The organism is Streptomyces sp. SA15, assembly GCF_002291145.1.
In the GTDB taxonomy this organism is placed as follows: domain Bacteria; phylum Actinomycetota; class Actinomycetes; order Streptomycetales; family Streptomycetaceae; genus Streptomyces.
Map to the genome: position 1 here is coordinate 20,691 of NZ_NTGE01000216.1, position 24,335 is coordinate 45,025.

The 24,335-nt window shown below is 67.8% G+C and carries 22 protein-coding genes and 1 tRNA gene; 10 read left to right on the forward strand and 13 right to left on the reverse strand.

Going from position 1 to position 24,335, the window contains the following annotated elements; all coding sequences use genetic code 11:
* Positions 1-59: 59 nt before the first annotated feature.
* On the reverse strand, positions 60-1,418 hold the full coding sequence (locus CLM62_RS46560; RefSeq protein ID WP_095755968.1) for a hypothetical protein: 1,359 nt from the start codon (positions 1,416-1,418) through the stop codon (positions 60-62).
* Between the two features lie 187 nt (positions 1,419-1,605).
* A complete protein-coding gene (locus tag CLM62_RS50885) occupies positions 1,606-1,734 on the reverse strand; it encodes a DLW-39 family protein (RefSeq protein ID WP_003999697.1) in 129 nt (42 codons plus the stop codon).
* Positions 1,735-2,071: 337 nt separating this feature from the next.
* Between CLM62_RS50885 and CLM62_RS46570 the strand changes: the two genes are divergently transcribed.
* Positions 2,072-2,428, forward strand: coding sequence for a DUF6344 domain-containing protein (locus tag CLM62_RS46570; RefSeq protein ID WP_095755970.1), 357 nt, complete (start codon positions 2,072-2,074; stop codon positions 2,426-2,428).
* Positions 2,429-2,613: 185 nt separating this feature from the next.
* On the opposite strand, the gene CLM62_RS46575 is transcribed toward CLM62_RS46570, so the two are convergent.
* From CLM62_RS46575 to dnaA, 9 genes are all read right to left on the reverse strand, one after another.
* Positions 2,614-2,690: transfer RNA gene (locus CLM62_RS46575), tRNA-Ile, on the reverse strand.
* Positions 2,691-2,802: 112 nt separating this feature from the next.
* Positions 2,803-3,606, reverse strand: coding sequence for a DUF3566 domain-containing protein (locus CLM62_RS46580; RefSeq protein ID WP_095755971.1), 804 nt, complete (start codon positions 3,604-3,606; stop codon positions 2,803-2,805).
* An 18-nt stretch (positions 3,607-3,624) separates the two neighbouring features.
* Positions 3,625-6,219 (reverse strand): DNA gyrase subunit A, encoded by a 2,595-nt coding sequence (gyrA, locus tag CLM62_RS46585; RefSeq protein ID WP_095755972.1) that lies wholly within the window; start codon positions 6,217-6,219, stop codon positions 3,625-3,627.
* A gap of 42 nt (positions 6,220-6,261) precedes the next feature.
* Complete coding sequence (gene gyrB / locus CLM62_RS46590; RefSeq protein ID WP_095755973.1) at positions 6,262-8,346, reverse strand: DNA topoisomerase (ATP-hydrolyzing) subunit B; 2,085 nt, start codon at positions 8,344-8,346, stop codon at positions 6,262-6,264.
* Positions 8,347-8,698: 352 nt separating this feature from the next.
* On the reverse strand, positions 8,699-9,235 hold the full coding sequence (locus CLM62_RS46595) for a DUF721 domain-containing protein (protein WP_095755974.1): 537 nt from the start codon (positions 9,233-9,235) through the stop codon (positions 8,699-8,701).
* Positions 9,232-10,353 carry a DNA replication/repair protein RecF gene (gene recF / locus CLM62_RS46600; protein WP_095755975.1) on the reverse strand — a complete coding sequence of 374 codons (1,122 nt, stop codon included), beginning with the start codon at positions 10,351-10,353 and terminating at the stop codon, positions 9,232-9,234. Before recF ends, CLM62_RS46595 begins: the two co-directional genes overlap by 4 nt.
* A gap of 51 nt (positions 10,354-10,404) precedes the next feature.
* Complete coding sequence (gnd, locus tag CLM62_RS46605; RefSeq protein WP_095755976.1) at positions 10,405-11,280, reverse strand: phosphogluconate dehydrogenase (NAD(+)-dependent, decarboxylating); 876 nt, start codon at positions 11,278-11,280, stop codon at positions 10,405-10,407.
* Between the two features lie 271 nt (positions 11,281-11,551).
* Complete coding sequence (dnaN, locus tag CLM62_RS46610) at positions 11,552-12,682, reverse strand: DNA polymerase III subunit beta (protein ID WP_095755977.1); 1,131 nt, start codon at positions 12,680-12,682, stop codon at positions 11,552-11,554.
* An 859-nt stretch (positions 12,683-13,541) separates the two neighbouring features.
* Complete coding sequence (dnaA, locus tag CLM62_RS46620) at positions 13,542-15,548, reverse strand: chromosomal replication initiator protein DnaA (protein WP_095755978.1); 2,007 nt, start codon at positions 15,546-15,548, stop codon at positions 13,542-13,544.
* 372 nt (positions 15,549-15,920) lie between these two features.
* On the opposite strand from dnaA, the gene rpmH reads away from it, so the two are divergent.
* From rpmH to CLM62_RS46665, 9 genes are all read left to right on the forward strand, one after another.
* On the forward strand, positions 15,921-16,058 hold the full coding sequence (gene rpmH / locus CLM62_RS46625; RefSeq protein WP_003949374.1) for a 50S ribosomal protein L34: 138 nt from the start codon (positions 15,921-15,923) through the stop codon (positions 16,056-16,058).
* Between the two features lie 21 nt (positions 16,059-16,079).
* Positions 16,080-16,451, forward strand: coding sequence for a ribonuclease P protein component (rnpA, locus tag CLM62_RS46630; RefSeq protein WP_095755979.1), 372 nt, complete (start codon positions 16,080-16,082; stop codon positions 16,449-16,451).
* The gene (gene yidD / locus CLM62_RS46635; RefSeq protein WP_095755980.1) at positions 16,448-16,801 is read left to right on the forward strand and encodes a membrane protein insertion efficiency factor YidD; all 354 of its coding nucleotides are present in this window, start codon (positions 16,448-16,450) and stop codon (positions 16,799-16,801) included. The genes rnpA and yidD overlap by 4 nt, the downstream gene beginning before the upstream one ends.
* Positions 16,802-16,804: 3 nt before the next feature.
* Positions 16,805-18,073, forward strand: coding sequence for a membrane protein insertase YidC (yidC, locus tag CLM62_RS46640; protein WP_095755981.1), 1,269 nt, complete (start codon positions 16,805-16,807; stop codon positions 18,071-18,073).
* A gap of 15 nt (positions 18,074-18,088) precedes the next feature.
* Complete coding sequence (locus CLM62_RS46645) at positions 18,089-18,601, forward strand: R3H domain-containing nucleic acid-binding protein (RefSeq protein ID WP_095755982.1); 513 nt, start codon at positions 18,089-18,091, stop codon at positions 18,599-18,601.
* A gap of 126 nt (positions 18,602-18,727) precedes the next feature.
* The gene (rsmG, locus tag CLM62_RS46650; protein ID WP_095755983.1) at positions 18,728-19,447 is read left to right on the forward strand and encodes a 16S rRNA (guanine(527)-N(7))-methyltransferase RsmG; all 720 of its coding nucleotides are present in this window, start codon (positions 18,728-18,730) and stop codon (positions 19,445-19,447) included.
* Between the two features lie 297 nt (positions 19,448-19,744).
* Positions 19,745-20,818, forward strand: coding sequence for a ParA family protein (locus tag CLM62_RS46655; protein ID WP_095755984.1), 1,074 nt, complete (start codon positions 19,745-19,747; stop codon positions 20,816-20,818).
* Positions 20,815-21,915, forward strand: a complete 1,101-nt coding sequence (locus tag CLM62_RS46660; RefSeq protein WP_095755985.1) for a ParB/RepB/Spo0J family partition protein — start codon at positions 20,815-20,817, stop codon at positions 21,913-21,915. Before CLM62_RS46655 ends, CLM62_RS46660 begins: the two co-directional genes overlap by 4 nt.
* A gap of 327 nt (positions 21,916-22,242) precedes the next feature.
* Positions 22,243-22,860, forward strand: a complete 618-nt coding sequence (locus CLM62_RS46665) for a GNAT family N-acetyltransferase (protein WP_095755986.1) — start codon at positions 22,243-22,245, stop codon at positions 22,858-22,860.
* Positions 22,861-22,958: 98 nt separating this feature from the next.
* Here CLM62_RS46665 and trxA read toward each other — a convergent pair whose 3' ends face one another.
* Both trxA and trxB read right to left on the reverse strand, forming a co-directional pair.
* Positions 22,959-23,291, reverse strand: coding sequence for a thioredoxin (gene trxA / locus CLM62_RS46670; protein WP_030042230.1), 333 nt, complete (start codon positions 23,289-23,291; stop codon positions 22,959-22,961).
* Between the two features lie 55 nt (positions 23,292-23,346).
* Positions 23,347-24,315, reverse strand: coding sequence for a thioredoxin-disulfide reductase (gene trxB / locus CLM62_RS46675; RefSeq protein ID WP_095755987.1), 969 nt, complete (start codon positions 24,313-24,315; stop codon positions 23,347-23,349).
* Positions 24,316-24,335: the final 20 nt, after the last annotated feature.

Sequence of the window (24,335 nt, forward strand, 5' to 3'; positions counted from 1 at the left end):
ACCGACGGCCCGACCGCTCGCCCACCCGCTCAGACAGCCACCCGCTCAGGTACCCGCCCTCAGGCCCTGACCCGCCGCCGCCCCAACGCCGTCCACGCTCCAAGCACCACCAGGAGCACAGTCCCCGCGCCGATTCCGCCCGCGGCGATCACCTTCATCGAGCCGTCACCGCCGCCCCCCGCGACCGCCCCGCTCTCCGCGGCGGCCGTCCCGCCCTCCTCGGCCGCTTCCCGTTCCTGCGCCGTGACCTGGAAGACGTCCCGCGGCTTGGACTGACCCTCGTACCCGGGACCGGACTGCGCCGCGCCCTCCACCCGCACACGCAGCGTCAGTCCGAACGGCCCGTCGCCGAACTCGTCGGCCACGCGCTGCGCGAGATGCACGACGAGGTAGTAGGAGCCGGCGAAGCGCATGCCGCTGACCTTGTCGGACACGGCATGGCGGTTGCGATATGCGACCGGCGGCAGCGGTGGGAGGGCGGCTGATCTCTGGCTGCCGTCGTAGGCGACGCCCGCGTCGTCGACGTAGCCGCGCACGGGGTTGTAGAGGGACATCGCCAGGGCGCTGGGGACGAAGCCGTCGTCGCTGCTCGTGCTGCCCAGATCCGCGGTGGCGTTGAGTTGTCGGCCCCAGTCCACGGGCACCTCGTAGAAGAGCGTCTGTCCGGGCCGGATGTCGGAGCGCCAGACGCCTTGCCCGACGGTCGTCGCCGTGTCGAAGCCCGCGCCGCCCGGGCGGCTCTCGGGTTCGCCGGTGAGGGGCTCGGGAGAGGCGGAGTTCCAGACCTCGGGCGCGCTCGTCGCGCCGCTCTGCTTCGCCGGCGGCTCCGACACGGGAGCCAGTTCCAGGTCCCAGGTGTCCGCCGGGGAGTCGTCCCTCTGGACGCGCTCGACGACGACGAAGTACGTGCCGGAGCCCTGGCACAGGGCCCCGTCGGGCGATGCCTCGCGTACTCCGAGCGCCGTGATGGGACGGGGACTGCGTCCGGCGCCGATACTGGCGGTGTCCCGAGAGCAGAAGTGGCTGTTGGCGTCCTGGATCGAGACCCTGATGCTGACGCCGTCGGTGGCGGAGAGGGTCGTACCCGCGCGCGGGACGGCCGTGGTGGCGACGTACACGGTCGACGTGGCGTCGAGTTCGAGGCGGTAGTAGAGCTTGCCGTCGGCGGGGAGAGAGCTGCGGTAGGTCGCGCCGGGCTCCAGGCCTTTGGCGTCCGTGGTGCTCGTGGCGCCCGTGACCGACCGGGCGTCCGCGGCGAAGGCGTAGGAGTTCGGTGTGTCGGCCGCCCACGCCGACGGGGCGATCAGTGTCGTCGCCGTACACAAGGACAGGGCCATGCCCGCGGCGGCCACGCGTGCGTGCGCCGACGGACGACCGCTTCGTGCCCCTGTGCGCCACCCCGCCGTACGCCGCCCCATCACGCGCCACCCCTCATCGCCGGACCGTGGGACCGTGGCCCATCCTGCCCCGCCGGGGCGCGCGCCATCCGCGTAATCCGTACGAGCGTCCGAAACTCCCGGTTCCGGATGCCCCGGCGCGGGACCCGCGACACAAAACCCCGACCGCGAGGGCGGCCGGGGTCTGTTCAGAACCGGATCTCGGGACTCACGAACCCGTGGGCACGGAGTCAGTCGCCTCCGTCCACAGATCCTGCTCGGCGCGATCCGCCTGGATCTGGCGGTACACGAGGAGCCCGCCGATGGCGGCCAGTGCGACCAGGAGAAGCTTCTTCACCGCGCGACCTCGTCTTTCCTTGACGTAGGGGACCTCTGGCGCCCGACTATACACACCGACCGAGACCGATCGGTGACCTGAGCCGGGCCCCAACTCCCGTCCGGAACGCCCCAGTAGAAGCGGACGACAGCGCTCCGATCAGAGGGTGATCACACGCCCACGGACGGTTACTTTTATCGCTTTCGTCCTACATTCATCCATTTTGTCCCCTCTTACATCCATCCGAGTGGTGTTGATCTGAAGAGCGACGCGCCACGGGCGTCGGTCCACCACTTCGCGGCCCTCATACACATCATGAGGAAAGTACGCAAATCGCCCGACCCGAAAGTGAGGGGCCATGGCCCAGAACAAGGTCATGAAGCTGTGGACCGCCATCGTCACCGCCTTCCTCGCGCTGTGTACAGCGCTCGGACTCGTCACAACGACCGCCGCCGCGGCCGTACCCCAGACCGAGCCGACGCGCAACAGCACGACGCAGGAGGCGGCACCGCCGCCGGCCCCCTGGGCGTACACCAGGGCCCTGCCCCCCACGATGAAACAGCGCATCCGCGCCGAGGCCCACGGGAAGACCCCGACCTGCCGCCACCGCATCCTCGCGGACGTGAACTCGATCGCCCTGGCCACCGAGCCCTGCACCGACCCGAGCACGGCGCCGGTCGGGCCAGCCATTTCTCTCCAGCGCCTCCTGAGCTGACAGCGCCCTGCACGGCACCTCACGTGCCGTCTCTCACATCCACGACGTAGCGGCGAACTTGCGTACAGCGCCACATACGAAGACAGCAAAGACGACGAAGGCCCCCAACCGCAATCGGTTGGGGGCCTTCTGTCAACCCTTGATGTCAAAGACCCCCAACCATGATCGGTTGGGGGTCTTTTCGCTGGTGGGGCTAACAGGATTTGAACCTGTGGCCTCATCCTTATCAGGGATGCGCTCTAACCAACTGAGCTATAGCCCCGCCGCGCTCTGCGGTGTGTGTCCCGCGCGCTGACTCCTGAAGATTAGCGCACGACGTGGGCAGTCCCAAAATCGGTTGTCAGGGGGTCCTCAAGAGGCGCGGAGAAGCGCGTTCACTCGTCCTCGGCGAGCGTCAGCTCGATGCCGCCGACGAAGCCGGCGGAGAGGTTGTAGATGAACGCACCGAGGGTCGCGAGGGCGGTCGCGAGGACGACGTCGATGACCGCGATGATCGTCGTGAACATCAGGACGTTCGGGAGCGACAGGAACGACTGGAGGTCGAAGCCGTTCGACTCGTTCGAGCCGGTCGCCTCGGAGATCGTGCCGCCGACGGTTGAGAAGACGCCCATCGCGTCCATGACCATCCACAGCACGGCAGCCGCCACGATCGTACAGATGCCCAGCGCGATGGAGAGCAGGAAGCTGACCTTCATCACCGACCATGGGTCGGCCTTCGCCACGCGCAGCCGGGCCTTGCGGGTGCGGGGCGTGGTGCGCGCGCCGGTGCGGGGCCGGCGTACGGCACCCGCGGGCTGCGACGGGTAGGCCTGCGGCGGGTGGTAGGGCCCGGCGGGCTGCTGCGGCTGCCGCTCCCCCGGAAGCGGGGAACGGGCCTCGGGCGGCGCCGACTGGGCCGACGGCTGCGGCTGGGCGCCCGGAGCGGCCTGGGCCGTAGTCCGGCCCGCGCCGGTGGCGGGCCGTTCGGCCTGCGGACCTCGGGTGTCCGTCACAGTTCCCCCCTGGGATCCATGCGTGTCGGGCGAGTGCGACTCGGTCGCGTTCGGCTTGATCGCCTGCAGGTTGGTCGTGTGCGAGTCTGTCGCTTGCGCGGCGGAGCCACGGCCGCCGCCGTTCGATTCCTTACCGGCAGAGGTACCGGTCGACCCGACCGAACCGGCGCCCGTGGCTCCGCTCACGATGACTCTCTCCTCGTGCTACTCGTCCGAGGGCGCCTCACCCTCGTCCGTGCCGGTGGTCGGGGTGTCTTCGGCGGTCTCGTCGACGGCGATGTCGCCGTCGACCTCCTCCGCCTCGCGCCCCGCCTCGGCGTTACGGGCGATGCCGACCACGGCATCGCGCTTGCCCAAGTTGATCAGTTGAACGCCCATGGTGTCACGGCCCGTCTCCCTGATCTCGTTGACTCGCGTACGAATCACACCGCCGGACAGCGTGATGGCGAGGATCTCGTCGGTCTCCTCGACCACCAGCGCACCGACGAGCGATCCACGATCCTCAACGATCTTGGCGGCCTTGATGCCGAGGCCGCCGCGTCCTTGAACGCGGTACTCGTCGACGGCGGTCCGCTTCGCGTACCCACCGTCCGTAGCAGTGAACACGAACGTACCGGGTCGAACAACATTCATCGAGAGGAGCTCGTCGCCCTCGCGGAAGCTCATGCCCTTGACGCCCGAGGTCGCACGGCCCATGGGCCGCAGGGTGTCGTCGGTGGCGGTGAACCTGATCGACTGCGCCTTCTTGCTGATCAGAAGCAGATCGTCATCGGGTGAGACGAGTTCGGCTCCGATCAGTTCATCGTCGGAACCGTCCGCCGTTTCCCGGAGATTGATCGCGATGACGCCACCGGAACGCGGCGAATCGTAATCCTTCAGAGGCGTCTTCTTCACCAGACCGCCCTTGGTGGCCAGCACCAGGTACGGCGCCGCCTCGTAGTCGCGAATGGCGAGGATCTCGGCGATCGCCTCGTCCGGCTGGAACGCCAGCAGGTTCGCGACGTGCTGTCCACGCGCGTCACGCCCGGCGTCGGGCAGCTCGTACGCCTTCGCCCGGTAGACACGGCCCTTGTTGGTGAAGAACAGCAGCCAGTGGTGCGTGGTCGACACGAAGAAGTGGTCGACGATGTCGTCTTCCTTGAGCTTCGCGCCGCGTACGCCCTTGCCGCCGCGCTTCTGCGCCCGGTAGTCGTCCGTCTTGGTGCGCTTGACGTAGCCGCCGCGTGTGACGGTGACGACGATGTCCTCCTCGGCGATCAGGTCCTCGATGGACATGTCGCCGTCGTAGGGCACCAGCATGGTCTTGCGGTCGTCGCCGTACTTCTCGACGATCGCGGCCAGTTCCTCGCTGACGATGCCGCGCTGGCGGATGGGCGAGGCGAGGATCTCGTTGTACTCGGTGATCTTCGCCTGGAGTTCGTCGTGCTCCTGGACGATCTTCCGGCGCTCCAGGGCGGCCAGGCGCCGCAGCTGCATCTCGAGGATCGCGTTGGCCTGGATCTCGTCGATCTCCAGCAGGCCCATCAGGCCCGTGCGCGCGATGTCGACGGTGTCACTGCGCCGGATCAGCGCGATGACCTCGTCGATGGCGTCCAAGGCCTTCAGCAGACCGCGCAGGATGTGGGCGCGCTCCTCGGCCTTGCGCAGGCGGAAGCGCGTACGGCGGACGATGACCTCGATCTGGTGCGTCACCCAGTGGCGGATGAACGCGTCCAGGGACAGGGTGCGCGGCACGCCGTCGACGAGCGCCAGCATGTTCGCGCCGAAGTTCGTCTGCAGGTCGGTGTGCTTGTAGAGGTTGTTCAGTACGACCTTGGCGACCGCGTCCCTCTTCAGGACGATGACCAGACGCTGGCCGGTACGGGACGACGTCTCGTCACGGACGTCCGCGATGCCGCCGATCTTGCCGTCCTTCACCAGGTCGGCGATCTTCTGCGCGAGGTTGTCCGGGTTGACCTGGTAGGGCAGCTCCGTGACCACCAGGCACTGGCGGTTCTGGATCTCCTCGACCTCGACGACCGCGCGCATGGTGATGGAGCCGCGGCCCGTGCGGTAGGCCTCCTCGATCCCCTTACGGCCCACCACAAGGGCGCCCGTCGGGAAATCGGGGCCCTTGATGCGCTCGATCAGGGCGTCCAGGAGCTCCTCGTGCGAGGCCTCCGGGTTCTCCAGGTACCACTGGGCGCCGGCCGCGACCTCGCGCAGGTTGTGCGGCGGGATATTGGTCGCCATGCCGACCGCGATACCGGCCGAGCCGTTGATCAGCAGGTTCGGGAAGCGGGCCGGCAGGACGGTCGGCTCCTGGGAGCGGCCGTCGTAGTTGTCCGTGAAGTCGACGGTCTCCTCGTCGATGTCACGGACCATCTCCATCGACAGCGGCGCCATCTTGCACTCGGTGTAGCGCATGGCCGCCGCCGGGTCGTTGCCCGGAGAGCCGAAGTTGCCGTTCGAGTCGACCAGCGGCATCCGCATCGACCACGTCTGCGCGAGGCGGACCAGCGCGTCGTAGATCGAGGAGTCGCCGTGCGGGTGGTAGTTGCCCATGACGTCGCCGACGACCCGGGCGCACTTGTAGAAGCCGCGCTCGGGGCGGTAGCCGCCGTCGTACATGGCGTACAGGACGCGGCGGTGGACGGGCTTGAGACCGTCCCGCACGTCCGGCAGCGCTCGCGAGACGATGACGGACATCGCGTAGTCGAGGTACGAGCGCTGCATCTCCGTCTCGAGCCCGACGGGCTCGACACGCTGGGCGATGGCGCTGCCTTCTTCAGGCGTGAAGGGGATGTTCTCGTCGGTCATTGCTGGTGAAGATCCTTCCTGGCGCGGTCAGCTGAGACCGACTCAGATGTCGAGGAAGCGGACGTCCTTGGCGTTGCGCTGGATGAACTGGCGGCGCGCCTCGACGTCCTCGCCCATGAGGACCGAGAACAGGTCGTCGGCCTGGGCGGCGTCGTCGAGGGTGACCTGGCCGAGCACCCGGTGCTCCTGGTCCATCGTGGTGATGCGCAGCTCCTCGGCGTTCATCTCGCCGAGACCCTTGAAGCGCTGGATCGAGTCCTCCCGGATCCGCTTGCCGCGCTGGCGGCCCAGCTCGATCAGGGCGTCGCGCTCGCGGTCGGAGTACGCGTACTCGGCGTCCTCCCGGCCCCACTTGATCTTGTAGAGCGGGGGACGGGAGAGGAACACGTGCCCGGCCTCGACCAGCGGCCGCATGAAGCGGAACAGGAAGGTCAGCAGCAGGGTGTTGATGTGCTGACCGTCGACGTCGGCGTCCGCCATCAGGATGATCTTGTGATAGCGCAGCCTCTCGATGTCGAAGTCCTCGTGGACTCCGGTACCGAAGGCGGAGATCAGCGCCTGGATCTCCTGGTTCTGCAGGATCTTGTCGATCCGCGCCTTCTCCACGTTGAGGATCTTGCCGCGGATCGGGAGGATCGCCTGGTACTCCGGGTTGCGGCCGGACTTGGCCGAGCCGCCGGCGGAGTCACCCTCGACGATGAAGATCTCGCACTTGATGGGGTCGTTCGACTGGCAGTCGGAGAGCTTGCCGGGCAGGGACGCGGTCTCCAGCAGGCCCTTACGGCGGGTCAGGTCCCGGGCCTTGCGGGCCGCCACGCGCGCGGTGGCCGCCTGGATGCCCTTGCGGACGATGTCCGCGGCCTCGTTCGGGTTGCGGTCCAGCCAGTCGTTGAGGTGTTCGTAGACGGCCTTCTGGACGAAGGTCTTCGCCTCCGTGTTGCCCAGCTTGGTCTTCGTCTGGCCCTCGAACTGCGGCTCGCTGAGCTTCACCGAGATGATCGCGGTCAGACCCTCGCGGATATCGTCACCCGTGAGGTTGTCGTCCTTCTCACGCAGCAGCTTCTTGTCGCGCGCGTACTTGTTGATCAGGTTGGTGAGCGCCGCACGGAAGCCCTCTTCGTGCGTACCGCCCTCGTGCGTGTGGATGATGTTGGCGAAGGAGTACACGCCCTCGCTGTAACCGCTGTTCCACTGCATCGCGACTTCGAGGGAGAGGCTCTTGTCCTTGTCCTCGGCCTCGAGGTCGATCACCGACGGGTGCACCGCGTCTCCCTTGCGGGAGTTGAGGTACTTCACGAAGTCGACGATGCCGCCCTCGTAGTGGTACGTGACCGTCTTGACCTCGGCGGTTTCGTCCGCGCCCGCCTCGTCCGCCCCGGAGGTGGCCTTCGCCGACTCGCGCTCGTCAGTGAGTTTGATCGTCAAACCCTTGTTGAGGAACGCCATCTCCTGGAAGCGCCGCGAGAGCGTCTCGAAGGAGTAGTCCGTGGTCTCGAAGATGTCACCGTCGGCCCAGAAGGTGACCGATGTGCCGGTCTCTTCGGTGGCCTCGTGCTGCACGAGCGGCGCCGTGGGGACGCCCATCTTGTAGTCCTGCGTCCAGCGGTGGCCGTCGGTCTTGACTTCGACGGCGACCTTCGAGGACAGCGCGTTCACCACGGAGACGCCCACGCCGTGCAGACCACCGGAGACCGCGTAGCCGCCGCCGCCGAACTTGCCGCCCGCGTGCAGCACGGTCAGCACGACCTCGAGGGCAGGCTTGCCCTCGGAGGCGACGATGCCCACCGGGATGCCACGGCCGTTGTCCACGACGCGGACGCCGCCGTCGGCGAGGATCGTCACTTCGATGGTGTCCGCGTGGCCGGCCAGCGCCTCGTCGACGGAGTTGTCGACGACCTCGTACACGAGGTGGTGGAGTCCTCGCTCACCGGTCGAGCCGATGTACATACCGGGTCGCTTGCGGACCGCGTCCAGACCCTCGAGGACGGTGATGGCGCTGGCGTCGTACGAGGCCGTTACCTCGCCGTTGGAGGTTTCGGCCTCGCCGTTCGCGCCGGCGTCGGTGGACGGGATGTTCTCGTTGGGGTTGCCGGAATCGGCCACGAAGCGCCCTTTCTGGCACAGCACGAGCCAGGCTCGTCGGCGGGTTGCCGGAGCGGCTGCGGCATGTTGCGTTGGTAAGCCTTGATCAGCGTTGCTCAGCTTTTCCCGGACGGTCCCCACGATGGGGGCGGGATTGGCTTCCAGTCTACCGGTAGCGCCGACAGTGATGGGGGTTTGCCGGTACCTGAGTCCGCATGTGGCGCCCTCAACCGGTCTCGGCCGGGTCCCCATATACGGAGCGGGGCTCCAAGAGGCTCACAGAGGCACTCAGCGCTTCCGGCTGTCAACCCATGGCTACTTGGGAGTCAGGTCAGGATTCGCAACCGCGCGCGGTTGCTCGACGGGGCCGCCGAAGCATCCGTGACTGTGATGTACCTCACCCATAGGTGTCGCCGGGGCCCGTGCTGCCGGGGGCCCGCAGCGGCCCGTAGCGGCGGGCGGGACCACCGGGGCCGTACACCTTGATCATCGTCACCGCACCGTGGCCCAGGTCCTCGTTGAGACGCGCCACCAACTGGGAGGCGAGCAGGCGAAGATTCGTCGCCCAGGCCGTGGAATCGCAGCGCACGACCAGGACCCGCTCGTCCTCGTCGTACTTCTCCGGTACGCAGTGCTTGGCCAGGTCCTCGCCGACGATCTGCGGCCAGCGGCCCATCACGCCGCCCACCGCGGCCGGGGCTTCCCAACCGCGCTCGGTGATGAGGCGGTTGATGGCGGCGCCCAGCGCCATGGGGTCGCGGCCGTCGGCGCGCGCGCCGGAGCGCAGGCCCCCGCGCCGCGCCTGCTTCTTCTGCTGCGCCGCGTCCCCACGCGCGCGTGCCTGTTCCTTCGCCGCCCTGAGCGCCACGCGCGCGAGGTCGACGCCGGAGGGTTCGGGACTCTTCTTGGGCGCGGAATCCTTTTCGGCGCTCATGCGCGCTCCACCATCCCGTCCGACACGGTGAACCGCGTCCCGGTCAGTACATGCGGTACGTCGTCGTCGACCGCGGCCGTCACCAGGACCTGCTCGCCCGGCGCGACCAGCTCGGCCAGGCGTTCACGGCGACGGGTGTCCAGCTCGGCGAAGACGTCGTCGAGGACGAGCACCGGCTCGTTGCCCTCGGCTCTGAGCAGGTCGTACGACGCCAGGCGCAGCGCCAGCGCGTAGGACCACGACTCGCCGTGGGAGGCGTACCCCTTGGCGGGCAGCTGACCGAGTTTGAGAACCAAATCGTCTCGATGAGGGCCTACGAGGGTGACGCCCCGCTCGATCTCCTGCTTGCGGGCGTCGGCCAGCGCGGCCATCAGCTGCTCGTAGAGATCCTCGCGCGTGTGCGCCTCGCCCGGCGCGGACGGCTTGTACTCCAGGGCGACCGGGCCGCCGCCGGGGGCCAGCTGCTCGTACGCCTTGTCGGCCAGCGGCTGGAGGGCGGCGACCAGGTCGAGACGCTGGGCGAGCAGTTCGGCGCCCACGCGCGCGAGGTGCTGATCCCACACGTCGAGCGTCGACAGGTCCATGGAGCGGCCGCCGTGCCGACGGGCCAGCGCGGCCGACTTCAGCAGGGTGTTGCGCTGCTTGAGGACCCGGTCGTAGTCGGAGCGGACGCCGGACATACGCGGGGAGCGGGCGGTGATCAGCTCGTCGAGGAAGCGGCGCCGCTCCCCGGGGTCGCCCTTGACCAGCGCGAGGTCCTCGGGGGCGAACAGCACGGTCCGTACGATGCCGAGCACATCACGCGGCCTGACCTGCGAGGACCTGTTGATCCGGGCGCGATTCGCCCTGCCCGGGTTCAGCTCCAGCTCGACCAGCTGCTGCCGCTCGCCCTGCTTGACCTGCGCCCGGATGACCGCGCGGTCGGCGCCCATACGGACCAGGGGGGCGTCGGAGGAGACGCGGTGGCTTCCGAGGGTGGCGAGGTAGCCGATCGCCTCCACGAGGTTCGTCTTGCCCTGCCCGTTCGGGCCGACGAAGGCGGTCACGCCCGGGTCGAGCGGGACTTCGACCCGGGCGTACGAGCGGAAGTCGGCCAGCGACAGATGCGTGACGTGCATGGTCGTGCGCCGACCTCCCCCAGGTTGTGGACTGCCGAGCAGCCCTGTGGATTACTTCTTCTCGACCGCGTGGCCGCCGAACTGGTTCCGCAGCGCCGCGATCATCTTCATCTGCGGAGAGTCCTCCTGGCGCGACGCGAACCGTGCGAAGAGGGAGGCCGTGATCGCGGGGAGCGGTACGGCGTTGTCGATGGCGGCTTCCACAGTCCAGCGTCCCTCGCCGGAGTCCTGTGCAAAACCCCTGAGCCTGTCCAGATGCTCGTCCTCGTCGAGGGCGTCGACCGCGAGGTCGAGCAGCCAGGAGCGGATGACGGTGCCCTCCTGCCAGGAGCGGAAGACCTCTCGGACGTCGGTCACGGAGTCGACCTTCTCCAGGAGCTCCCAGCCCTCGGCGTAGGCCTGCATCATCGCGTACTCGATGCCGTTGTGGACCATCTTCGCGAAGTGGCCCGCGCCCACCTTGCCGGCGTGCACCGAGCCGAGGTCGCCCTCGGGCTTGAGGGCGTCGAAGATCGGCTGCACCTTGGCGACGTTCTCCGCGTCGCCGCCGTACATCAGCGCGTAGCCGTTCTCCAGGCCCCAGACGCCGCCGGAGACGCCGCAGTCGACGAAGCCGATGCCCTTGGCCGTCAGCTCCTCGGCGTGCTTCTCGTCGTCCGTCCAGCGCGAGTTCCCGCCGTCCACGACGACGTCACCGGGCTCCAGCAGCTCGGCGAGCTCGTCGACGGTCGACTGGGTCGCGGCACCGGCCGGCACCATCACCCATACGACACGCGGGCCCTTCAGCTTGTCCACCAGCTCTTCGAGGCTGTGGACATCGGCGAGGTCCGGGTTGCGGTCGTATCCGATAACGGTGTGGTCTGCGCGGCGTATCCGCTCGCGCATGTTGCCGCCCATCTTGCCGAGGCCGACGAGACCGAGCTCCATCAGTTGTTCCTTAGGTTTTGCGACGTGACGTGACGTGACGGCACGGCACGCCCGTACGGGCATTCGTACCGCGGCACTTTCGTACCTGCGTCCGAGCCTAAACCCGGACGCTCGCGCACATCTGTGGGCATAAGCGCTCAGACGTATGCCCCGACCTGCGGGTTCCCTGAAGGGGGCGGTCAGCCGCTCAGCCGCACCGGCATACTGCGATCTTGTGGGGGACGACCCCCACACCCCCAGCAGTCAGCAGGGTTGAGCCGCTTCAGACCGCTCAGCCGCTCAGCCGCACCGGCATGATCAGGTACTTGTAGGCCTCGTCCGCCTCGGCGTCCACCGCCGGCTTGCCGCTGAGCAGCGCGGGCTTGGTGGACGTGGTGAAGGACAGCTGGGCCACCGGGGAGTCGATGGCGCTGAGGCCGTCCAGCAGGAAGGTCGGGTTGAAGGCGATCGAGACGTCGTCGCCCTCCAGCTGGGCGTCGACCCGCTCCACAGCCTGTGCGTCGTCGCTGGAACCTGCCTCCAGGATCAGCACGCCCTGCTCGAAGCTGAGCCGCACCGGCGTGTTGCGCTCGGCGACCAGGGCCACACGCTTGACGGCCTCCACGAAAGGCGCGGTCTCGATGACGGCCACGGAGTTGAACTCCGTCGGGAACAGCGAGCGGTACTTCGGGAGGTCGCCCTCCAGCAGACGCGTCGTCGTACGACGGCCGGCGCCCTCGAAACCGATCAGGCCCTCGCCCGACCCACCGCCGGACAGCGCCAGGATGACGCTGTCGCCGCTCGTGAGGGCCTTGGCCGTGTCCAGGAGCGTCTTGGCGGGCACCAGGGCCACCGCGGACGCCTCGGGGTTCTCCGGCTTCCACAGGAACTCGCGGACCGCGAAGCGGTAGCGGTCGGTGGACGCCAGCGTGACCGTGTCGCCCTCGATCTCGATGCGCACACCGGTGAGCACGGGCAGTGTGTCGTCGCGACCGGCGGCGATGGCCACCTGGGCGGCCGCGGAAGCGAAGACCTCGCCGGGGACCGTGCCGGTGGCGTTCGGCATCTGCGGCAGGGCCGGGTACTCCTCCACAGGCAGGGTGTGGAGTGTGAACCGCGAGGAGCCGCAGACCACCGTCGCCCGTACACCCTCTGTGGAAATCTCCACCGGGCGGTTGGGGAGGGCACGGGAGATGTCGGCGAGCAGGCGGCCGGAGACGAGGACCGTGCCCTCCTCCTCGACCTCGGCCTCGACGGACACACGCGCCGAGACCTCGTAGTCGAAGCTGGACAGGCTCAGCTGGCCGTCCTCGGCCTTCAGCAGGAGGCCGGCGAGGACAGGCGCCGGCGGCCGGGCCGGGAGGCTGCGTGCCGCCCAGGCCACTGCCTCCGCGAGTACGTCGCGTTCCACCCGGATCTTCACTGTTGCCGCCTCCTGCTGTTGCCGGCGCTTCTCGGCCTGCCTGGCTTTGTCGTCTGACTCGGTGTCTTCAGCCCCTGTGAGGGGAAGGACACCGGGGAACAGTCTGACGCACCCCACTGACAGTAGGTGCCTCTCGGGGTCAAGTCGTGACGAGGGGCAGCCGGGAGCCGGGCAGCGAGTTGTGCACAGGACCCCCTTCGAAACGGATTCCTCGCTCTCTCTAGTCGGGAGTAGTAGTAGGGCCTGTGGATACCGTGGATAACCCCGTTTGCGCAGGTCAGAGGCGAGATTTTGTCCACGGGCCCTGTGGGCGGGGGCGGTGGACAACCTGGGCTCTCTGTGGAGAACGGAAAGTTCTGCACACCCCATGCACAGCCTGAGGCCACTTCTCCCCAGAGCCGTCCCCAGCTTTACCCGTCTTTCCCACAGCCCAACCCGGCACCTTCGTGTGACGCCTTTCACTCGACTCGGTGAGGAGGCGCGTCGCGTTGCCGAACAGTGGACGGGGATGTGGAGAAGCCGGGGATCGCTGGGGACAACCTGCCTCAGCCTGTGGGCTGCCGGTGGACAACTCCATGCACAGGGTGTGGATCAATCCTCTGTCCACAGCCTGTGGAGATCTTTCGTCCACCAATCCACAAGCACCTGACCTGGTCGCATCGTCTATCAACAGCGTGCTCTGTGGACACGATCTGGACAACTTCCCAGTCCCCAGGATGTGGACGGGAAAAAGTCGCCGGATCTGTGGAGACAGGCCGTAACGCGGCAGGTATTCGAACAGCAGGTGTCGGGGGAACAACGAAGGGCGCCCCGGGGGATCTCGCCCCGGGGCGCCCTCGGCGCCGTACGACTGTCTCTGTCAGCCGTTCTTGATGCGGTTGGTGAGCTCCGTGACCTGGTTGTAGATGGAGCGCCGCTCAGCCATCAGATTGCGGATCTTGCGGTCGGCGTGCATCACGGTCGTGTGGTCGCGGCCGCCGAACAGCGCGCCGATCTTCGGCAGCGAGAGGTCCGTCAGCTCGCGGCAGAGGTACATGGCGATCTGCCGGGCGGTGACGAGCTGGCGGCCGCGCGAGCTGCCGCACAGATCGTCGACCGTGAGGCCGAAGTAGTCGGCGGTCGCGCTCATGATGGCCGTCGAGGTGATTTCCGGCGTCGAGTCCTCACCGCCGGGGATCAGGTCCTTGAGGACGATCTCCGTCAGGCCCAGGTCCACCGGCTGCCGGTTGAGCGACGCGAACGCCGTCACCCGGATCAGCGCGCCCTCCAGCTCACGGATGTTCCGCGAGATGCGGGAGGCGATGAACTCCAGCACCTCCGGCGGGGCGTTGAGCTGCTCCTGCACCGCCTTCTTGCGCAGGATCGCGATGCGCGTCTCGAGCTCGGGCGGCTGGACGTCGGTGATCAGGCCCCATTCGAAACGGTTCCGCAGTCGGTCCTCCAGGGTCACCAGCTGCTTGGGCGGCCGGTCGCTGGACAGCACGATCTGCTTGTTCGCGTTGTGGAGCGTGTTGAAGGTGTGGAAGAACTCCTCCTGCGTCGACTCCTTGTCCGCCAGGAACTGGATGTCGTCAACGAGCAGGATGTCCATCTCGCGGTACCGCTTGCGGAAGCTGTCGCCCTTGCCGTCGCGGATGGAGTTGATGAACTCGTTGGTGAACTCCTCCGAGCTGACATATCGCACGCGTGTGCCCGGGTAGAGGCTGCGCGCGTAGTGCCCGATCGCGTGCAGCAGGTGCGTCTTGCCGAGTCCCGACTCCCCGTAGATGAAGAGGGGGTTGTACGCCTTCGCGGGCGCCTCGGCGACGGCGACCGCGGCCGCGTGCGCGAAGCGGTTCGAGGCGCCGATGACGAACGTGTCGAAGAGGTACTTCGGGTTCAGGCGCGCGGTCGGCTCACCCGGGCCGGTCGCCGGCGCGGGCTGCGCGGCCAGCGGGCCGGGAGCCCCGGTGGTGGGCAGATGGGAACCGACGGGACCGCCGCGGTGGACGTGCCCGCCGCCGGACGACGGCTCGGGCAGATCACGGCGTGCGTCGCGCTGGTCGTAGTCGGGGCGCGAGGAGTCATGGTCCGGTCGGCGGTCGTAGTCCGATCGCGAGCCGTAGTCCGGGCGCTGGTCGTAGTCCGGTCGCTTGTCGTAGTCGGGGCGCTGCGTGTCGTACGACGGGCGCTCCATCGACTGCGGGCGGTATTCCTGGGGCGGCGGCGCGTACGACTCCTGTGCGTGTGAGCCGTACGACTCCTGCCCGTACACGTCTTGCCCGTACGGCTCCTGCGACGGCGACGCGTACGGGTCGCGCTCCGGGAAGCCGAGCCGCTGCTGCTGCCAGCCGTACTCGTCCTGGGCCGGGCGCTGCCAGCCGCCGGGTTCGGGACGCTGGTACTCGGAGGGGTATGCGGGGCGCGCGGTCGGGAGCTGGTCCGAGCGGGGCGCCGGCAGCTGGTCGCCCTGCGGCCCGGAGGCCTGCTCGGGGCGGCCGTGCCTGGAGTCGTCGGCGCGGTGGCGGCCGTATCCCTCGTACTGTCCGGAGGGGAGCTCGGGCTCCTCATAGCGTGGCTGGGGACGGACCGGGGGGGCCGGGGGCTCGCCGGCGGAGTCGTCGACGGTGATCGCGATGCGGATCGGACGGCCGCACTCGCGGCTCAGCGTTTCGCTGACGACCGGGGCCAGTCGGCCCTCCAGTACGCCCTTCGCGAATTCGTTCGGTACGGCGAGCAGCGCGGTGTCCGCGACCAGCGCGAGCGGCTGGCAGCGCCGGATCCAGTGCTCGTCCTTGGCCTCGACCCCCTGCCCGCGGCCCTCACCGAGAAGTTGCTCCAGTACTCGTGGCCACACTGCGGCAAGATCGGCAGGTACGTCAGCCACAGGGCACGCTCTCTCACGGGTCCCACGAACGTGTGGTTCGGGACGGGTCGGGATTCAAATGGGGCGGGGCAGGTACAAGGGAACGATTCGGAGTCCAGCCACGGTAGTCAGGGCGACGGCTGCGGTTCAAGTTGTTGTCCCCAGGCTGTGGATAGTGTCTCCTGGTGACCGCTGGTTTGACCGGATGGCGTAGCCGCGCGTACCGTAACCAGGTCGAGTTGTCGATGGCTGCTGCCGCCTGCCTCCGATGGGCACAGATCATTTGGGTGATCGGTCAGCGGTGCACTCGGGCGTGACGCGAGCTACTCGTGGGCGCACGGTGACAGCCAAGACGGCACCCCGCAGACCCCGATTTCTTTCTGGAGCCCCCGAGTGAGCAAGCGCACCTTCCAGCCGAACAACCGTCGTCGCGCGAAGACCCACGGCTTCCGGCTGCGTATGCGCACCCGTGCCGGCCGCGCGATTCTCGCGTCCCGCCGTGGCAAGGGTCGCGCCCGTCTGTCCGCCTGATCCCGGTCAGGTCATGACGTCGTGCTGCCCACCGAGAACCGGCTGAGGCGGCGCGAGGACTTCGCGACCGCGGTACGACGGGGGCGTCGGGCCGGACGCCCGTACCTCGTCGTCCACCTTCGTAGCGGTGCCACGGACCCGCACGCGCCTGGGGAGAGCGCTCCCCCGACGCGTGCGGGTTTCGTCGTGAGCAAGGCCGTGGGCGGTGCGGTGGTGCGCAACAAGGTGAAGCGCAGGCTTCGCCATCTGATGCGCGACCGAGTCGCCCTGTTGCCCCCCGGTAGCCTGGTAGTCGTACGAGCGCTGCCCGGTGCGGGCGACGCCGACCATGCACAACTGGCCCAAGACCTGGATGCCGCCCTTCAGCGGCTGCTGGGAGGGGGCGCGCGATGAAGTACCCGCTGCTGGCGCTGATCAAGCTGTACCAGTGGACCATCAGCCCGCTGCTCGGGCCGGTGTGCAAGTACTACCCGTCGTGCTCCCACTACGGCTACCAGGCCATCGACCGGCATGGTGCGATCAAGGGCACGGCACTCACGGCCTGGCGCATCCTCAGGTGCAATCCGTGGTCGTTGGGCGGTGTGGACCATGTCCCGCCGCGCAAGCGTCCGCGGTGGCACGAAATGCTGCGTAACGCCTGGCGTGCACGCAAGGGCGGGCCCTCCTCCGCCGAACCGGCCACCGAGGGGCAGGCTCCTCCGAGCCCGGCCGCAGAGACCCCGTCCCATGCCCAAGGAGCATGATTAGTGGACACGATTGCCAGCTTCTTCAGCTTCATCACGACACCTGTCTCCTGGGTCATCGTCCAGTTCCACACGGTGTACGGCGCCCTCTTCGGCGACGACACCGGGTGGGCCTGGGGCCTGTCCATCGTGTCCCTGGTGATCCTGATCCGTATCTGCCTGATCCCGCTCTTCGTGAAGCAGATCAAGGCGACCCGGGCCATGCAGACGCTCCAGCCCGAGATGAAGAAGATCCAGGAGCGCTACAAGAACGACAAGCAGCGTCAGTCCGAAGAGATGATGAAGCTGTACAAGGAGACGGGCACCAACCCGCTCTCCTCGTGCCTTCCCATCCTGGCGCAGTCGCCGTTCTTCTTCGCCCTGTACCACGTGCTCAACAGCATCGCGAACAACGACACCGTCGGCGTGATCAACAATCGTCTGCTGGACAGCGCGCAGCAGGCGCATATCTTCGGTGCCCCGCTGGCCGCGAAGTTCACCGACAGCTCGTCGGACGTCGCTGCGCTCGACGCCTCGCTGACCACCGTCCGCATCGTTACCGCGGTCATGATCATCCTGATGTCGGCGTCGCAGTTCTACACGCAGCGCCAGCTGATGACGAAGAACGTCGACACCACGGTGAAGACGCCGTTCATGCAGCAGCAGAAGATGCTGATGTACGTCTTCCCCATCATGTTCGCCGTCTTCGGCATCAACTTCCCCGTCGGTGTCCTCGTCTACTGGCTGACCACCAACGTGTGGACCATGGGCCAGCAGATGTACGTCATCCACAACAACCCGACCCCGGGTTCCAAGGCCCAGGCCGCGTACCTGGAGCGCCTGCACAAGCACGTCACGCACCACGGCAAGACGCGCGGGCGCGGTGAGAAGGCCATCGTCAAGGCCATCGTGGCCAAGGGCCGCGACCGCAACGAGTTCGAGCGCAAGTTCATCAACGGTCTGAACAAGGCGGGCCTCGCGGCCCAGGCCGACGGCACCGTGGTGAAGAGCGAGACCGCGGTCGTCGCCCAGACCGAGGACGGTACGCCGACGAGCGCCGCCGCTCCCAAGCGTCAGCAGCCCAAGCGGCAGACCAAGGCCAAGCGCCAGTCCGGCGCCAAGGTGGTCGGCGAGCCGACCACCTCGCTGAGTAAGTCCGACGAGCCCGAGGACGCCAAGCCCGCCGCTTTCGCCAAGAAGGGTACTCAGAAGAGCGCCGGTGGTACCCGCAGCAAGGCCCAGTCAGGACAGCGCAAGGGCCCGCAGCGGCCCAAGTCCCCGTCCAAGAAGTAAGAAGGAGTCCATCCCGTGACGGAAGGCACCACCTCCGCCGCTGCCGAGGGTGCAGACACCCTGACCCGCCTGGAGCAGGAGGGCGAGATCGCGGCGGACTACCTCGAGGGTCTGCTGGACATCGCCGATCTCGACGGCGACATCGACATGGACGTCGAGGCCGACCGGGCCGCTGTGTCGATCATCAGCGACGCGGGCAGCCGAGACTTGCAGAAGCTGGTCGGGCGTGACGGCGAGGTGCTGGAAGCCCTGCAGGAGCTCACGCGCCTGGCCGTCCACCGGGAGACCGGGGACCGCAGCCGGCTGATGCTGGACATCGCCGGCTACCGCGCCAAGAAGCGCACCGAGCTGTCCGAGCTGGGCGCCAAGGCCGCCGCCGAGGTCAAGAATACCGGCGAGGCCGTGAAGCTGAAGCCGATGACGCCGTTCGAACGCAAGGTCGTGCACGACGCGGTCAAGGCCGCCGGCCTGCGCAGCGAGTCCGAGGGCGAGGAGCCGGAGCGCTTCGTCGTCGTGCTTCCTGCCTGATCGGTCGTTACGTTCCTCCGGCCCCGTCTGCCCGGCAGGCGGGGCCGAACTTTGTCAGCCTGATAGTTCTGGTGGTTCTGGCGTCGGCGCTCGCTGCGTCGATGCCGTACGGAAGGACGGTCCCCCGTGACGGAGGCAGCGGAGCTTCCCCCCGCGCCCGAGCAGGCGCGCGAGGTGTTCGGTGATCGCTTCGCGGATGCGGTCCGATACGCGGAGCTGCTCGCCGAGGCGGGAGTGCAGCGCGGCTTGATCGGCCCGCGCGAAGTGCCCCGGCTGTGGGAGCGGCACCTGCTGAACTGCGCGGTGCTCTCAGAGGTCGTTCCCGAGGGTGTGACGGTGTGCGACGTCGGTTCGGGCGCGGGCCTGCCCGGCATCCCCCTGGCACTCGTCCGGGAGGACCTGAAGATCACTCTGCTGGAACCCCTGCTGCGACGCACCAACTTCCTGACCGAGGTCGTCGAGCTGTTGGGCCTGGACCATGTCACGGTCGTCCGCGGCCGGGCCGAGGAAGTCATGGGCAAGCTCACACCCGTCCACGTGGTGACGGCGCGAGCAGTGGCCCCGCTGGACCGGTTGGCGACCTGGGGCATTCCACTGTTGCGTCCGTACGGGGAGATGCTGGCGCTCAAGGGCGATGCGGCGGAAGAGGAGCTCAAGAGTGCGGCGACCGCGCTGAGCAAGCTGGGTGCCGTGGAGACGTCCATCCTGCATGTGGGTGAGGGCGTGGTGGATCCGCTGTCCACGGTTGTGCGGGTTGAGGTCGGGGAGAGTCCCGGTGGCGTGCGCTTTGCCGCCAAGAAGGCCAAGGCCGCCCGAACGGGTAGGGCGCGCCGGCGTCGCGGTTAGCCGGTGCCGGTGTTTCCGTGAGCGCCGCTGATCCGTCCTGACGACGAGACGTACTCCACACAAGCTGCCAAACCTACGCATGCCGGAGTGTCGCGGGCAATTCCGCCTCGGCTGCTGTGCATCGTGTTTCACGTGAAACGTCGCTCACTGCTGCACGGCATCATCAGCCGGGGCCGCGCCGCGGCCGAACCCCGCGATCGTAGGCCCCTCGGTTCACTCGATGAGGGAACTGAGTTGTCCACAGAGGTGGTTTTCTCCACAGAACAACAGGCCTCACTGGTTCACGACCCCGAAGACATGGGAGGCTCTGTTCATTGCGAGCCTGAAGTCGAGGAGAGTGAATCCTTGCGGTCCGACGCCAACATCGCGGGACCGATGACCGATCCGGTCCCCGGTCCCCGTACCGAGTCGATGGGGGAGGATGTTTCACGTGAAACACCGCCCCCGATGGACGACACTCCGATCGGTCGTGCTGCCCAGCTGGCGGTGGAGGCTCTAGGCCGCGCCGGCGAGGGTCTGCCACGGCCCGAGCAGACCCGCGTCATGGTGGTCGCCAACCAGAAGGGCGGGGTGGGCAAGACGACAACGACCGTCAACCTTGCCGCTTCGCTGGCCCTGCACGGCGGCCGTGTCCTGGTGATCGACCTCGACCCGCAGGGCAACGCGTCCACCGCGCTGGGCATCGACCATCACGCCGAAGTTCCTTCCATCTACGACGTCCTCGTCGAGAGCAAGCCGCTCGCGGAAGTCGTCCAGCCGGTCCCTGATGTCGAGGGTCTCTTCTGCGCCCCTGCCACGATCGATCTCGCCGGTGCGGAGATCGAGCTGGTATCGCTGGTGGCCAGGGAAAGCCGGCTGGAGCGAGCCATCCAGGCGTACGAGCAGCCGCTGGACTACATCCTCATCGACTGCCCGCCCTCGCTCGGCCTGCTGACGGTCAACGCACTGGTCGCCGGCCAGGAGGTTCTCATCCCGATCCAGTGCGAGTACTACGCGCTGGAGGGCCTGGGCCAGTTGCTGCGCAACGTCGATCTGGTGCGGGGGCACCTCAACCCCGCCCTCCATGTATCGACGATCCTGCTCACCATGTACGACGGCCGGACGCGACTCGCGTCCCAGGTCGCGGACGAGGTGCGCAGCCACTTCGGCGACGAGGTGTTGCGGACGAGCATTCCCCGCTCGGTCCGTATCTCCGAGGCGCCGAGTTACGGACAGACGGTGTTGACCTACGATCCAGGATCGAGCGGTGCCCTCTCCTATCTTGAGGCGGCACGAGAAATCGCGTTGAAGGGCGTCGGCGTCTCCTACGACGCGACGCACGCCCACATCGGCGCACAGAGCGACCCGAGCATGGTGGAGGGGATCCAGTGAGTGAGCGACGGAGGGGGTTGGGCCGTGGTCTCGGTGCACTGATCCCTGCTGCACCGACGGAGAAGACGGTTGCTCCGGCCGCGTCGGGGGGGAGTGCTTCGACGTCCCCGGCGGCTGTGCCGGTACTGACCACCGATCGCGGGGTGGCCGCGGCGAAGGTTGCCACACTGCCGCCTGTTTCACATGAAACGGAGGAGCCGTCGACGAACGGCGCCATGGAGACGCCTGCGCCTCCCATGGGTGCCCACTTCGCGGAGATCCCTCTCGACTCCATCACGCCGAACCCGCGCCAGCCGCGTGAGGTCTTCGACGAGGACGCGCTGCAGGAGCTCGTCACCTCCATCAAGGAGGTCGGTCTCCTCCAGCCGGTCGTCGTACGGCAGCTGGGTCCGGCGCGCTACGAGCTCATCATGGGCGAGCGGCGCTGGAGGGCCTGCCGTGAGGCGGGACTCGAGGCCATCCCGGCGATCGTGCGGGCTACGGAGGACGAGAAGCTCCTCCTGGACGCCCTCCTGGAGAACCTTCACCGAGCCCAGCTGAACCCGCTGGAAGAGGCCGCCGCCTACGACCAGCTGCTGAAGGACTTCAACTGCACGCACGACCAGCTGGCGGACCGCATTGGCCGGTCCCGCCCGCAGGTCTCCAACACCCTGCGTCTGCTGAAGCTCTCGCCGGCGGTCCAGCGCCGCGTAGCCGCCGGAGTGCTCTCCGCCGGACACGCACGGGCTCTGCTCTCCGTCGAGGACTCGGAGGAGCAGGACCGGCTGGCCCACCGGATCGTGGCCGAGGGGCTCTCGGTGCGGGCTGTCGAGGAGATCGTGACCCTGATGGGATCGCGGCCACAGACGGCTCAGCGGGCCAAGGGGCCCCGGGCCGGTGCCCGGGTCTCGCCGGCGCTGACCGACCTCGCGACCCGTCTCTCGGACCGCTTCGAGACCCGGGTGAAGGTCGAACTGGGCCAGAAGAAGGGCAAGATCACCGTTGAGTTCGCCTCCCCGGAGGACCTTGAGCGGATCCTCAGCACGCTCGCCCCGGGCGAGAGGCTGGCCCTCCAGAAGGGACTGCTGGAGAGCGAGGCCGAGGAGTCGGAAGGCTGAGCCTCCGGTCGGGCGGGTGATATCGCACTCGGCAGACCGGCAGAGCGGGCCGCGTCCGGTGTATACCGGAACACGGCCCGCTCTTTGCTTTGAGGCAGTATCGATGGAATCGCATCGTGGATACGATGCGTACGGGTATGGCGCATCCACCCGGCAGCACCTGTGAGGGGAGGCAGGGGCCATGCGAACGGTGAGCCGCACCGGACTGGTGAGCGCGGGCCTGGGTCTGGGCGCGGTCGGCGGCTTCGTCGGCAGCCTGCTCAGGGAACGGAGCGCTCTAACGGCCGCCCGCGACGCGGCGGGCGAAGGAAGCGAGGAACAGCCTTCATGGGGCGCCGGCTCGTACCGCTCACGCTGGACAACCTTCAGGACATTCCCAAGCGCTGTCGCGCGTGTGTCTTCTGGGAGTTGGACCCGGTCAGTGGAGAAGCCGCAGTAAAGGCGGGAACGCCCGCCCTGGAGAAGGAAGCCTGGATCTCCGCGGTTCTGCTCGACTGGGGATCCTGCGGACGGGTCGTCTACGTCGACGACGTGCCGGTGGGCTTCGTTCTCTACGCGCCTCCCGCGTACGTTCCGCGTTCGACGGCGTTTCCCACGAGCCCTGTCTCTGCTGACGCGGTGCAGCTGATGACGGCGTTCATCATGCCGGGTTACCAGGGACAAGGGCTGGGTCGGGTGATGGTCCAGACGGTCGCCAAGGATCTGCTGCGGCGCGGATTCAAAGCGATCGAGGCCTTCGGAGATGCGCGTTGGAATGAGCCCGCGTGCCTTCTGCCTGCCGACCATCTCCTGGCCGTGGGCTTCAAGACGGTCAGGCCTCATCCTGTGTACCCACGCCTGAGGCTGGAGCTGCGGACGACGCTCTCCTGGAAGGAAGACGTGGAGATGGCGTTGGACCGGTTGCTGGGGGCCGTACAGAAGGAGCCGGCGTTGCGACCCCTCTAATGCGTTGCGACCCCTCAACACGAATGGGCCACCCCTGCCGGGGTGGCCCATTCATGTTTCACGTGAAACATGCGCCAGCAGCTCGACGGCTCAGCCGTTCACTCGGCGATGAAGTCCTCAAGGTCGCGGACGATCGCGGCCTTCGGCTTCGCACCGACGATGGTCTTGGCGACCTCGCCGCGCTGGTAGACGTTGAGGGTCGGGATGGACATGACGCCGTACTTGGCGGCCGTACCCGGGTTCTCGTCGATGTTCAGCTTGACGACCTCGATCTTGTCGCCGTACTCGGCGGCGATCGCCTCGAGGGACGGAGCGATCTGGCGGCACGGGCCGCACCAGGCGGCCCAGAAGTCCACCAGGACGGGCTTGTCGCTCTTGAGGACGTCCTGCTCGAAGGAGTCGTCGGTAACGTTCTTCAGGGTGCCGGCCACGGCGGGCTCCTTAACTGGTTGGTGCGTGGGGCGGATGGAGGTCAGACAGTGGAGGTCAGACAGAGGTCTTCTCAGGCTCGGCCTTCTCCTCGTCCGCGAGGGCGGCGAGGAAGCGCTCTGCGTCGAGGGCGGCGGAGCAGCCGGTGCCAGCTGCGGTGATCGCCTGGCGGTAGGTGTGGTCGACCACGTCACCGGCGCCGAAGACACCGGTCAGGTTGGTCCGGGTCGATGGCGCGTCGACCCTCAGGTAGCCCTCTTCGTCCAGTTCGAGCTGGCCCTTGAAGAGCTCGGTGCGCGGGTCGTGGCCGATCGCGATGAACAGGCCCGTCACGGCCAGGTCCGACAGCTCGCCGGTCTTGACGTTGCGCAGCTTCAGGCCGGTCAGCTTCTGGTCGCCCTGGACCTCGGCAACCTCGCTGTCCCACACGAACTTGATCTTCGGGTCGGCGAAGGCACGCTCCTGCATCGCCTTGGAGGCGCGCAAGGTGTCCCGGCGGTGAACGACCGTCACGGACTTGGCGAACCGGGAGAGGAAGGTGGCCTCCTCCATCGCGGTGTCACCACCGCCGATCACGGCGATGTCCTGGTCCTTGAAGAAGAAGCCGTCGCAGGTGGCACACCAGGAGACACCGCGGCCGGAGAGTGCGTCCTCGTTCGGCAGGCCCAGCTTGCGGTGCTGCGAGCCGGTGGCGACGATGACGGCCTTCGCCTTGTGAACCGAGCCCGCGGTGTCGGTGACGGTCTTGATCTCACCGCTCAGATCGACGTTGACGATGTCGTCCGGAACGAGCTCGGCGCCGAAGCGCTCTGCTTGGGCACGCATGTTGTCCATGAGCTCGGGGCCCATGATGCCGTCCTGGAAGCCCGGGAAGTTTTCCACATCAGTGGTGGTCATCAGCGCACCACCCGCGGTCACGGCGCCCTCGAACACCAGCGGCTTCAGCGACGCGCGCGCGGTGTAGAGCGCCGCCGTGTAGCCGGCGGGCCCGGAGCCGATGATGATCACGTTTCGGACGTCGCTCACGGCTTGATTCCTCGTCTCTG

Excerpts from the sequence above, each read along its gene's own strand:
- CLM62_RS46560 (WP_095755968.1), bottom strand. The coding sequence starts at position 1,418 with ATGGGGCGGCGTACGGCGGGGTGGCGCACAGGGGCACGAAGCGGTCGT.
- CLM62_RS46570 (WP_095755970.1), top strand. The coding sequence starts at position 2,072 with ATGGCCCAGAACAAGGTCATGAAGCTGTGGACCGCCATCGTCACCGCC.
- gyrA (WP_095755972.1), bottom strand. The coding sequence starts at position 6,219 with ATGACCGACGAGAACATCCCCTTCACGCCTGAAGAAGGCAGCGCCATC.
- CLM62_RS46595 (WP_095755974.1), bottom strand. The coding sequence starts at position 9,235 with ATGAGCGCCGAAAAGGATTCCGCGCCCAAGAAGAGTCCCGAACCCTCC.
- recF (WP_095755975.1), bottom strand. The coding sequence starts at position 10,353 with ATGCACGTCACGCATCTGTCGCTGGCCGACTTCCGCTCGTACGCCCGG.
- gnd (WP_095755976.1), bottom strand. The coding sequence starts at position 11,280 with ATGGAGCTCGGTCTCGTCGGCCTCGGCAAGATGGGCGGCAACATGCGC.
- yidD (WP_095755980.1), top strand. The coding sequence starts at position 16,448 with ATGAAGTACCCGCTGCTGGCGCTGATCAAGCTGTACCAGTGGACCATC.
- CLM62_RS46655 (WP_095755984.1), top strand. The coding sequence starts at position 19,745 with ATGGGAGGCTCTGTTCATTGCGAGCCTGAAGTCGAGGAGAGTGAATCC.
- CLM62_RS46665 (WP_095755986.1), top strand. The coding sequence starts at position 22,243 with ATGGGGCGCCGGCTCGTACCGCTCACGCTGGACAACCTTCAGGACATT.